7 protein-coding genes are annotated in these 12,444 nt (G+C 46.1%); 3 read left to right on the top strand and 4 right to left on the bottom strand.

Annotated elements, in window-relative coordinates:
* Positions 1 to 6 precede the first annotated feature (6 nt).
* From RT717_RS13160 to fbaA, 4 genes are all read right to left on the bottom strand, one after another.
* Positions 7 to 1,830: a PA14 domain-containing protein gene (locus tag RT717_RS13160; RefSeq protein WP_317492203.1), complete on the bottom strand. Its 1,824-nt coding sequence runs from the start codon at positions 1,828 to 1,830 to the stop codon at positions 7 to 9.
* A 159-nt stretch (positions 1,831 to 1,989) separates the two neighbouring features.
* Positions 1,990 to 3,666, bottom strand: a complete 1,677-nt coding sequence (locus RT717_RS13155; protein WP_317492202.1) for an alpha-amylase family glycosyl hydrolase — start codon at positions 3,664 to 3,666, stop codon at positions 1,990 to 1,992.
* 5 nt (positions 3,667 to 3,671) lie between these two features.
* Positions 3,672 to 5,426 carry an alpha-amylase family protein gene (locus RT717_RS13150; protein WP_317492201.1) on the bottom strand — a complete coding sequence of 585 codons (1,755 nt, stop codon included), beginning with the start codon at positions 5,424 to 5,426 and terminating at the stop codon, positions 3,672 to 3,674.
* Positions 5,427 to 5,554: 128 nt separating this feature from the next.
* Positions 5,555 to 6,619 (bottom strand): class II fructose-bisphosphate aldolase, encoded by a 1,065-nt coding sequence (gene fbaA, locus RT717_RS13145; RefSeq protein WP_152000132.1) that lies wholly within the window; start codon positions 6,617 to 6,619, stop codon positions 5,555 to 5,557.
* 212 nt (positions 6,620 to 6,831) lie between these two features.
* Between fbaA and RT717_RS13140 the strand changes: the two genes are divergently transcribed.
* From RT717_RS13140 to RT717_RS13130, 3 genes are all read left to right on the top strand, one after another.
* A complete protein-coding gene (locus tag RT717_RS13140; protein ID WP_317492200.1) occupies positions 6,832 to 7,854 on the top strand; it encodes a LacI family DNA-binding transcriptional regulator in 1,023 nt (340 codons plus the stop codon).
* Positions 7,855 to 7,984: 130 nt separating this feature from the next.
* Entirely contained in the window at positions 7,985 to 9,472 is a 1,488-nt protein-coding gene (locus RT717_RS13135; protein ID WP_317492199.1) for an MFS transporter, read from the top strand.
* A 238-nt stretch (positions 9,473 to 9,710) separates the two neighbouring features.
* Positions 9,711 to 12,443 (top strand): 4-alpha-glucanotransferase, encoded by a 2,733-nt coding sequence (locus tag RT717_RS13130; RefSeq protein WP_317492198.1) that lies wholly within the window; start codon positions 9,711 to 9,713, stop codon positions 12,441 to 12,443.
* Position 12,444: the final 1 nt, after the last annotated feature.

Below are 12,444 nucleotides of genomic sequence, written 5' to 3'. Positions count from 1 at the left end.
ATTCAATTACCATACAATAGAATAGGTGAGACTCGATTTTTCAGGAGCATTAGGTAGTTGAAGAATGAGCTCCTTATCGAACCTGTTTGTCACATTGGCGTCTGCTTTTTCGTCGACTATGATGTAGTAGCTTCCGTCTACGCAATACCAGCCATTAGACAATTGGTAAATATTTTCTCCTGAGGCAATCTGGAACCAATGGAGGCCATTGGAGTCCGGATTTGTAAAGTTAATTTCTCTTGAGATTCCCTTAAGGTCACTAGAAGGCCTGGTGGAATCTTCAAATTTAAGCCCATTCATTTCGTAGCGAACCACAGGGTATCCTTGCTCATTGATGTCGTAACCCAACATTTTAAATCCCTCGGGGTTTTCTAAAGGCCACTTGTCACTAGGTGTTACCAGCCTGGCTACCGGAATCTGGTCGGAAAAGTCGATGCTAAAGTTGAGCGGTTTCAAAAGCTGAGGTTCACCACGTCCCCGCCACATTTCGCTTGCGTCGGCGTAAGCGCCTTTCCACCCCTTGATGAGGGCACCATTTAGCAAATCATACGAATAATTGACCCTTTCACTGGTCACTACAGATATTGGATGAGTCTTTCGGGTGTTTTTGTACTCGAGAAAACTTCTTACCAGCCGGGGCTCGGTTTCAGGTTTAACGACCATCGGCTCCTGCTTTCGCCCTGAACCACCGTAAGGGTTTACCCCGAACGATTGCCTGGAAATCTCAGGGCCTTCGTAGTAAATCATCAACATGGAGCTCCACACATCCTGAAAATACGAGCTTTGAAAGGTGTGTACCCCTTTTTCCAGCGTGACAAGCCCTTTGACGGCACCAAAACCGGGCTCTCCGTCATTGTGCACAACAACTTGCCCGTCAATGATTAAGTCCCCACCATCATCAATCAAAGTTTCAAAAAGGTAGTCGCCAGAATTTGGCACCGAGAGATTGCCTTTGAAAATCACGCCATAGTGGTCGTTACCGTCAGCCAGACCGACAATAGATAGCTCATCTACTTTGCCGGTTTTAGCCGGGGTCATTGTGGTAAAGTCGGGGAGCTTGTCCCACGTGCCCTGATAAAGCGAATATTCAAGGTCACTTAGTGTAAGTTTTTCAAGGCCAAAAGATTTGTACTTAATGTCCTTCAGAGCAACTGAGTTGTTTGCCGCAGTAAAGATAAACGAGCCAGAAGCCGACTCTTCGTTGTCAGGCGAGAGTATTGACTCCTTCACTTCTACGCCGGATTGAATGAGAAACCCGTTTAAATACACTTCGGAGAATATAGCGTTTTTAGTTTTCCGCCCGTCGCTGCCAAACCGAGGCGCTTTGAACGTTATCCTCAAAGTTTGCCACAGGCCGGGCATTTTTAAGGCGTTGACAGTTGTACGCTGAGTACTGTCAATTCGTACTGGAATGCCTCCGCCAGACTTTTCGGTTTGTTGCCCATTGGCAAATTCTGACACGATAAGTGGGTATTGCTCCAGTAGAACTACTTTTAAATCTGCCTCCTCTGATAGAGCAAAGCTAAATTCCAGTTCCAAATCAGCGTGCTTAATTCCGCTGGAAATTTGTCCAGAGTCTTTGCCGCTTTTTACCAGGCTTCCGCTTCCTGCTTTCGCTTCGAAGCCACCTGGAACGGCCAGCACCTCGCCTGCAATAGCCCACTCTTTGCCAATATCAGTGAACCCGGATAAGTCCGATAGAGAAACAAGCTTCATTGGAAGGGCGTCGGGAACCTCAACTGACGCACTTTCTTCAGCTGAATGATCAGAGCAGGAGGTTAAGAAGAAGGCAGTTAGAACGGCTAGCGTAAAATATCTCAATATTCTCATATGTAGTAAGTATTAACCTAACGGAAGATTGATCCAGTCAAATATTCTTGCAAGTAAACAGAACTAAGCAAAATTTCCCGGGAATTAATGTTTGAATGGCGTTGGCCGTCAACCTTCGGGCGGAAATCGCAGGTATCTCTATCCAGCGATATGAAAGGACTAAGTGCCTATTGGACTTAATAAAACAATATTGTAGCCGGACTTGATAGCAACCTCCCCGTCTCTTACCTCTCCAGTTTGGCCGCTATAATAGTCTTTTAATTGGGTTCCGTTGGGAAAAACCCCACCAACCGGTATTAGTTTTTCACCCTGCTGCGCATCCAGTGCAATTACAACCCGGTCTTCTAGTACACTGTTTTTGTAAATGCGTGAAAAAACATAAGGCATTTCACTGATTTGCTCATGGCGTCCGGCACCGACGGCCACATGGTCTCTTTTGAACGTGCCGAGTTTCCTCCAATGATCGAGAATGCTTTGCGCACGCTGGTCTCCAATACTCGCATTGTCAGAGATTTGTTCCCAGTTCATGAAAGACCTAAGCACTGCGTCGCCCGATGCTCCCTCGTATTGTAGAAGGCGCCCCGATTCATCGCCATAATAGATCTGGGCGGCACCAGGGGTTAGCAAGAGTTTGGTTCCCGCTTCTATAGCTCTTTGTCTGGTCGCATCAAATGGCTGCCCATCGTCATGCGAACTTAAATAATTCAGTGCTCCTTTGCCTACGAGGCTCGTGTGTAGCAATGTATCGTACTTTTTGAAGATAGATTCATAGTCCTTCTGTGCATCATACTTGAACTCAAAATTGATCAGGCTGTGAAACCCCTTGTCGAAGTAGTCGACTTTTCTATCGCCGAAATCATACCAACGACCACCGCTGATACCGTAATTGTACACTTCGCCCACCATGTAAAACACATTGTCGTCGAGCACCTCATCGGGGTGGGAGCGCTTCCAGTCATTAAAAGCGATTATCACTTCTTTGTACAACTCGCTCCAAACCGATTCTTCTACGTGTTTGGCAGTGTCCACCCTGAAACCATCGATACCAAATTCCCTCACGTAGTCAGTTAACCACTTGATGATGTAATACCTGGGTGCTCTAGGATAGCCTGTGCGCTTAAAAAAGTCATCAAGTTCGGCCAGCTCTTGCTCGTATCGACCTTCAACTTTCCATTTCTCTACCAAATGAGGGGGAAGCGCCACTTCCTCATCGCTTCCACTCAGCAAATCTGGCAGATTTTTTACGAGGGTGCACGCTACCGTAGTTTCATAGTCCTGGTAAACGCACTGTGGCTCAGTTCTTACCCAGTTTGTCCAAACTGGATCTACTTCAGTAACTGGGCCGGTGTGGTTCAGCACCACGTCCAGCACCACCCTGATTCTTTTTTCATGAGCTGCCTTGACCAATGCTGCCAAATCTTCTTTCGTACCGAAGTTGGGGTCAAGGGTTGTCCAGTCTTTGGCCCAGTAGCCATGGAAGCCATAGTTGTTACCAAAGCCTTCATCAACTGAGCCGTGAATCTGCTCGACAACAGGCGTAAACCAAAGCGCCGTTACCCCAAGGTCGGTGAAGTAGTTGTCCGAAATTTTTGCATTGATTCCTTTGATGTCGCCGCCCATGAACCCTCGCAGCGGTGCAGCTTCACCGGTTCTATCGAAATTAACATCGTTAGTTGTGTCGCCATTGTTGAAGCGGTCCGTTAGCAGAAAATAGACAGTAGCATTCTCCCAAAGAAATGGGGCTTTTACCGTTTCAGGGGCCGACGCCTCCTGTATGGGGCTTTGGCAAGAAAAGAGCCCCGCCAACAGAAAAATAAGAATTATTCGTCTGGTCATAGGAGTTAATTTTTGCCAGTTAGCCGATATATTTTAAAGGAATTCGGTGCCATTTCAAAAGACAACGCATTCGACGAATCTTTCGATGTCAGGTCATCGGTCGGCACAACAATCGCTTCGCCTTTGTCGAGGTAGCTAGTAAAGGTGATCGATTTTTTCTGATGCATATTAAAAGCCCTTAGCGCATCAGTAGGTATTTTTAAACGCACTTGCTCGCTTCCTTCCTTGTTGAAATTAACCGCTATCAGAAAGGCGTTTTTGTCGCTGTGGCGCAAAAAAGTGAATACATTGTTGCTGTGCCCTGTAAATTCAGCGCTCCGGTTGAAATAGTGCAGATCGTAAAAGCCGCCTGATGCAATGATTGGTTCTTTTGAAGAAAAGGACAGAATAAACTGATAGAATTCTCGTAGTTCTTGTTCTTCAGCAGACAGGTTTCCACTATCAAACTTACCACCATTCATCCATGCCTGGTGATTGGGTACGCCCCAGTAATCAAAAATGGTTGTTCGGCCATCTTCTCCCGAAAATCCTTCACTGCCAGTAGCTGGCTCACCTACTTCCTGACCGAAGTAAACCATGACTGGCCCCGTGTGCATGGCGGCCGTTAGTACCATGGCCGGTATAGCATATTTTGCGTTGCCAGCAAAAAAAGGAGAGGCGATTCTTTGCTCGTCGTGGTTTTCAAGAAAGCGCAGCATGTGTTGGGCAATACCTTCCTGCCTTTGCCACACAGTGGTAATGTGGTCTGTGTTGGCTTTGCCTTCAATGATGTGCCGCAGCGTATCGTAAAGCTCTACCTTGTCGTACAGATAGTCAAAATGCCCCTTTTCGATGTAGTTTCTATATTCGTTGGGGTTGTAAATTTCTGCAATGAAAATGATGTCAGGATTGATGGCCTGCACTTTCGGAATGACCCATTCCCAAAATTCCACGGGCACCATCTCTGCCATGTCGCACCGGAAACCATCTACCCCTTGCTCAGTCCAATAGGTCAGAATCTCCAGCATTTTGTTCCAGGTGTCTGGAATAGGATCGAAATGTCTTTCTCTGAAATTGACGTAGTCAACCCCATAGTTAAGTTTTGTCGTTTCAAACCAGTCGTTGATGGATGGAGTAGGGGAGAAAACGTCATTCCCCGTGGCTTTTGCGGGCGACTCCATGTAGAATTGGTCTTTGGTAGGGTGCTCATGGCCGGGCAAGGGATCATACCCCGCCGGAATCTGAAACGGCTGGCCTGGAATGTAGTAGAAATTGTTAGATGCTTTAAATGCTACCGACACATCGTCGTCAGCACCAAATCCTTTTACACCTTCAGGTGCGGCATCGGAGGAATATCCCCTGGCCACATGGTTGGGCACAAAGTCGATAAGCACTTTCAGTCCCTCTTTGTGGGTTCTGTCGACAAGAGCAAGGAATTCCTTTTTCCTATTTTTTGGGTTTACGGCTAAGTCTGGACTGATGTCATAGTAGTCTTTGATGGCGTAAGGCGAGCCTGCTCTGCCCTTTACTACATCCACATCGTCAAGCGCAATGCCTATCGAGGTGTAGTCCGACATCGTGGCATGCTCAAGCACACCGGTATACCAAATATGTGTAGCGCCAAATTTCTTTAGCTCTTTGAGCGCTTTGGCATTGATGTCAACCATTTTACCAACTCCGTTTTCTTCAATGGTGCCATACCGCTTATTGGCATTGACCTTGTTACCAAAAAGCCGTGTCATTATTTGGTAAACGATTATTTTATCTGATTTACCAGCCATAAAAGAGGAGTCTAGGGTGGAAGAAGATTGGTGACTTTCAGGGGTTGAGCATTGGATAAGAAAACAAGAGACGACTACAATTGCCGTCAGTTTAACTACTTCCAATAACCTGAAAGTCACCAAGGCAACTAAGCGTTACGATTGATGCAATTCAAGTCTTCGAACGATTGCTTCAGGCGAGCTACAAAAGTTTTTTCACCCTCTCTGAGCCAGGCTCTTGGGTCGTAGAACTTTTTGTTCGGCTTGTCGGAGCCTTCAGGATTGCCAATCTGCGACTGCAGGTAGCCTTCGTTTTTCTTGTAGTAGTCTTTCACACCATCCCAATATGCCCATTGCATGTCGGTGTCGATGTTCATTTTGATGGCTCCGTAAGAAATAGCCTCACGGATTTCAGCTCTGCTTGATCCTGATCCGCCGTGGAATACGAAATTAACTGGCAATGGGCCAGTTCCATGCTTTTTGATGATAAACTCCTGGGAGTTTTTAAGAATTACCGGCATCAGCTTCACGTTGCCTGGCTTATATACGCCGTGAACGTTGCCGAAGGCAGCGGCTACTGTGAAATTGTCGGAAATGGCTTTCAGCTGTGTGTAGGCGAAATCGACTTCTTCGGGCTGTGTGTAAAGCTTTGAGCTGTCAACGTCGGAGTTGTCGACACCATCCTCTTCTCCACCAGTCACACCCAATTCGATTTCAAGTGTCATGCCCATTGCTGCCATTCTCTTGAAGTACTTGGTGCTTATTTCCATGTTTTCTTCAATCGACTCTTCGGATAGGTCGAGCATATGGCTGCTATACAAAGGCTTTTTGTGTGTTTCGTAAAATTTCTCACCAGCGTCAAGCAGTCCGTCAACCCATGGCAAAAGTTTTTTAGCGCAGTGGTCGGTGTGAAGAATGGTTGTAACACCGTATTTTTCTGCCATTAAATGCACGTGCTGAGCGCCTGAAATACCGCCCGCAATAGCAGCGAACTGGTTGTCGTTGCTCAGGCTTTTGCCTGCAAAGAAAGAAGAGCCTCCGTTGGAGAACTGTATGATAACGGGTGAATTAACAGCCTTTGCTGTTTCAAGTACTGCATTCACCGTGTTGGTGTTGATCACATTGACCGCAGGAAGGGCGAAGTCGTTTTTGTTTGCATAGTCAAACACTTCCTTTACTTCGTCGCCTGATATTACGCCTGGTCTGAATTTCATAGTATTATATTTTATTGAATTTGTTATTTACAGAGGGAAAAATCAAAATTATCCCTAAAAGACAAATAAGCAAAGAGGGAGCTAAGTTTAGACTTGGCAAATAGCCTAAATCGGTTTTTAGTTGAAAAATTTATAACTTCTTAGCCAAGTTTGTAGAATTTGATGCCTACTTTTAATTTCGCTCTTCGCCTTGCGGATAAACCTTGATATAAATGAAGAACCCACCGGTAACCATTAAAGACATTGCAAGGGAGTTGAACATTTCTCCCTCTACAGTATCCAGGGCGCTAAAAGACCATCCGGACATAAGCAAAGAGACAAAAAAGGCCGTTAGCGAGTTGGCTGCAAAGCTGAATTACCAGCCTAATTTGATTGCCCTCAGCCTAAGAAAGAGTAAGACTAACACTATTGGTGTTATCATCCCTGAGATAGTTCATTTCTTTTTCTCTACCATCATCAGTGGAATTGAAGATGTTGCCTATAAGGCTGGTTACAACGTAATCATCTCACAAACCAATGAGTCTTTCCTCAGAGAAGTGTCGGATACCAACGCCCTGGTCAACAGTAGGGTGGATGGCATACTTGCATCTGTAAGCAAGGAAACAGTTTCGTATGATCATTTTAAAAACCTTATTGACAGAGGAATTCCTCTTGTCTTTTTTGATCGGGTTTGTGAAGAGCTGAATACCAGTCGTGTGATTGTGGATGACTACGATGGTGCTTTTCAAGCCACCGAGCATTTGATCAGCATAGGTTGCAAAACGATTGTGCACCTCGAAGGGCCAAAAAACCTTGATATCACAAAGAACAGGAGAGACGGGTATTTGGCGGCTTTGAAAAAGAATAATATACCGATAGACGAAAACCTTATCATCCACTGTGAGCAAACAACCTTTGATGAGGGGAGTCGGCAAATAGCCACCCTGTTTGACAAAAAGCTGACTTTTGATGGCATATTTGCCAACAACGACATGGTGGGGATCGGTGCAATGATAGCGCTGCGTGACAGAGGCATTTCTGTTCCAAAGGATGTGGCTATCGTTGGCTTTAGTGACTGGGAAATTTCTTCCCTTATGCAACCGTCACTATCAACCGTATCGCAGCCTGGTTTTGAAATGGGCCAGAAGGCGGCTCAGCTTTTTATTGAGCAAAGTGAAGCAGATGAGGATGAGTTTGTGCCTCGTACTGAGGTGTTGAAAACAAAACTCATTATCAGAAAATCTTCAATGAGATAGTCTTCAAACAAGCGTATTACCATCCCGTTTGTTTGTATCCGGCTGCTCCAATTTGAGCTCGGAACATTATAACCGAATCCGATATGTTTGCATTTCGGATTTTTTGATTTTACCTACTTGCTTAAACAACATGGAAAAACCCCGTCTTAGTTTTTGGCAGATTTGGAACATGAGTTTCGGTTTCCTGGGCATCCAGTTTGGATTCGCTTTGCAAAATGCCAACGTGTCGAGAATCTTTGAAACACTTGGTGCAGAAATTGACAATATCCCCATTCTCTGGATCGCTGCGCCGGTATCGGGCTTGATCATACAGCCTATTATTGGCCACATGAGCGATAACACTTGGACCAGGCTGGGCCGAAGACGGCCTTATTTTCTGGCGGGTGCTATTATGGCTTCGCTGGCGCTCATAATCATGCCCAACTCGCCCACTCTGTGGATGGCAGCCGGCATGCTCTGGATCATGGATGCATCCATCAATGTTTCCATGGAACCCTTTCGGGCGTTTGTTGGCGACATGCTTCCTCCTGATCAACGTACCACAGGTTTCGCCACGCAAAGCTTCTTCATAGGTACTGGCGCTGTGGTTGCTTCGGCACTTCCCTATGTGCTTACTAACTGGTTGGGAATACCCAATACGGCAGCCGAGGGAATTATCCCGCCCTCTGTTAAGTACTCTTTTTATATCGGGGGAATCATATTTATGATGGCCATTGTGTGGACGGTGCTGAAGACAAAAGAGTATCCGCCGGATGAACTTGCTCAGTTTGACAACGATGAGGGAGCCAGCTTGGCCCAGCCAGAACAGGGGGTCGCCAAAGTATCAACTTTCCTCAACGTGGGGCTGGTTTTGCTGGCGCTTGGAATCGGTTTGACCCTGGCGTTGGCGTATGTAAATGCAGAAAAGGAAGTGTACATACTGGCCATTGGACTTATCGTTTTTGGGCTTATAGAGGTGATAGTTGGCTGGATGTCAAAATCCGGTATGAGTAATGGGCTTACATCTATTATTACGGACCTGAACAACATGCCAGTTACTATGAAACAGCTGGCTGTTGTGCAATTCTTTTCCTGGTTTGCCCTATTTGCTATGTGGATTTACAGCACAGCCGCCATCACTTCCCACGTTTACGGCACACAGGATGCCACGTCTCAGCTGTATAATGATGGAGCTGACTGGGTGGGAGTGTTGTTTTCAGTTTACAATGGTGCGGCGGCTTTGCTGGCTTTCGGACTTATCTGGCTGGCAGGCAAGACGTCAAGAAAAATCACTCACACGATTTCCCTGATCATAGGGGGCGTGAGTTTTATTTCAATTTCTTTCATAAAGTCTCCTGAATTACTTGTTATTCCTTTTTTAGGCGTTGGCCTGGTTTGGGCAAGTATTTTGGCCATGCCTTATGCTATTCTTGCAGGCGCTATACCAGGCAGGAAAATGGGGGTTTACATGGGGATATTTAACTTCTTTATAGTTATCCCGCAAATATGTGCCGCCTCTCTTTTGGGGTTTTTGGTTAAACGGGTCTTCGAAGGGGAAGCTATTTACGCACTTATCATTGGGGGAGTCTCGTTTATGGTTGCCGCTGTCATGGTGCTGCTGGTTAAAGACGAGAACTGATTTGTTTTTTGCAGTGGAAAGGGGCCTTCCGAGTAAGCAATCTTGAAACATCTATCACTTGATATTCTAAAAAGGAAGGTGATACAATGAGGCTTGTCCCTTTATATTTGCGGCTCTTGATCGCCATGTTTTAATTGCGTCGGGATAATTTAGACCAATACGATAAAAAAAATGCCAACAAGGTGCATCGATTCGTTTCATTTTACTTCGGGAGGCCGTTCCACATATTTTGATTTGTATGATTAAAGTAAGGTTCAATATTGACTACAGAACAGTTTGGGGCCAACGCCTTTTCATTTGTGGTTCGGCGAAAAGCCTCGGCTCCTGGAACGAGGCCAAGGCTGTCCCTTTGCTGCCAACTGGCGGCGACCAGTGGTCGATAGCGGTTGAAATGGATCAAGCTGAGGGTAAATCCTTTGACTATAAATACTACCTGCTTGATGAGAGATTTGGCACTACGGAATGGGAATTTGGTGACAAACGAAGACAGAATATTGACGAAAGTCTGTATGAGACTGTTGAGGTGCGGGACTACTGGAGGCCTACGACTGATGATCAGAATTTATTGAACACTTCGCCCTTTATGCAGGCGTTTTTTAAGCAAAAGGGGAAACCAAAGAAAAATGTAGTTGGTGGCCCTGGTTTGTCTTACAGACTGCAACTTCGTTTGCCCAGGGTTGCAGAAGACTACCAGGTGGGATTGATAGGAAGCCATAAAGCTCTCGGTGAGTGGGAGGAAGAGAAGGTGGTGCTCATGGGCAATGCTGAATTTCCGGTATGGGAATTGGACGTAAACTTTGCTTTGGAAGAGCTTCCCGTTGAGTATAAATATGTCCTTTACAATACGAAGACCAAACGAGTTGAAGAATGGGAGGGGGGTGAGAATCGCTACCTGCCACGAAGTGCTTCGGCGCAAGAAGGTGGGCTTACCATTCAGGCCGATGAGCACTTTCGGTTCCAGTCGGGCAACTGGCGGGGCGCTGGGGTGGCCATTCCCGTTTTTTCATTGCGGTCAGAGTCGGGCACGGGCGTAGGTGAGTTTGAAGACATCAAAAAGTTGGTCGATTGGTCTCTTAAAACGGGCAACAAACTTATCCAGGTACTTCCTGTTAACGACACCATAGCTTCTCACACCTGGGTAGACTCTTACCCATACGCCGGCATTTCAGTTTTTGCTCTTCATCCCATTTATGCTAATCTCCAGTCAATGGGAGCGCTCAGTGACCGTAAGCGGCAGAAGGAATTTGATAAAAAGAGAATAGCGCTGAACCGTCTCGATCATGTTGATCATGAGCAGGTGATGAATACCAAAGCTGAGTATTTTAAGCTTGCCTATGCTGAACACAAAGAGGTCGTTTTGAAAAGTAAGGAATTCAAAACATTCTTTGCTCAAAATGGACACTGGTTGCTGCCATATGCGGTATTCTCATGCCTGCGAGACCGATTCGGCACGCCGGACTTTAGTCAATGGCCCCAATATTCGGTCTATTCCGAAAAGGAAATAGCCAAATTTGCTGACCCGAAGCAAAAGCACTATGATGATGTTGCTATCCACTACTTTATCCAGTTTCATCTCGACAAGCAGCTCAAGGAGGCCACTGCCTATGCCAGGCAGAAAGGCGTGGTGCTCAAAGGTGATATTCCTATCGGGATATTCCGAAATAGCGTGGATGCATGGATAGCACCCAGGCTCTACAACATGGACTGCCAGGCGGGTGCACCACCGGATGATTTTTCTGTTACAGGGCAAAACTGGGGCTTCCCAACCTACAATTGGGAAGAGATGGCCAAAGATGACTATGCCTGGTGGAAAGAGCGTTTGAAGAAAATGGCGGACTACTTTGATGTATTCCGTATCGATCACATCCTTGGCTTTTTTAGAATTTGGGAAATACCCATGCACGCAGTGGAGGGGCTTTTCGGGCACTTTAACCCCTGTTTGCCGTTCGGCGTTGACGAATTGGGCAATTGGGGCTTGCAATTTAACAAAGAGCGTTATTGCGAGCCATTTATCAGGGCTTATATGCTCTCAGAAATTTTCGGTGCACACAGCGACAAAGTAAAGGAGACTTATCTGGATGAATTTGAAGAGGGTAAGTATCGGTTTAAGGAGAAATACACTACTCAACGGAAGCTCAGTACTCATATTGAGGAAATAATGCAGAGCGGCAATGCTGATAGTGAGCATTTGATTTGGTTGCGAAGTCAACTTTTCAGGCTGCATGCGGAAGTACTTTTCCTGCCGACGGATGATGCAAGTCTGTTCAATCCCAGAATTGGATTTCACAGTACCTATAGCTACAGAGATCTCGACGATCGAAGCAAAGAGGTAATGAACAGGCTGTATGTTCATTATTTCTACAAACGCCACAACGATTTTTGGAAACACCGGGCCATGGAAAAGCTCCCTGCGCTGAAGGCAGCTACTAATATGTTGATATGTGGCGAGGATTTGGGTATGGTCCCTGAAAGCGTTCCGGGCGTTATGGCCGAAATGCAAATTCTCAGTCTTGCTGTGCAGCGCATGCCCAATAACCCGGACTGGGAGTTTTGGCCTCCCTCTCAAACCCCGTATTTGTCGGTTACTACTACCTCAAGTCATGATACTTCTACTTTGAGAGGCTGGTGGGAAGAGGACAGGCAGGAGGTTCAAAGATTTTTCAATTCCATTTTGAGGCAAACCGGCGAAGCGCCTGTTCACTGCGAGCCATGGATTGCTTCAGAAATTATCCGGCAACATATGGAAGCACCCGCCATGTGGGCAATCTTCCCTATACAGGATTTGCTGGCAATGGATGAAAGGCTTCGAAGATCTTCCCCCAGCGAGGAAAGGATTAATGTGCCGGCAAACCCGCAGCATTATTGGAAATACAGACTTCACCTTACACTTGAGGAACTGCTTAAGGAAGATGGTTTTAGCACTTATTTAAGAAAACTTGCCGACGAATCGGGGAGAATCCGCTCATACTAGC

The organism is Imperialibacter roseus, from assembly GCF_032999765.1.
In the GTDB taxonomy this organism is placed as follows: domain Bacteria; phylum Bacteroidota; class Bacteroidia; order Cytophagales; family Cyclobacteriaceae; genus Imperialibacter; species Imperialibacter roseus.
The sequence above is the reverse complement of the archived record's forward strand: the minus strand, read 5'-3'. Positions and strand labels throughout refer to the sequence as shown.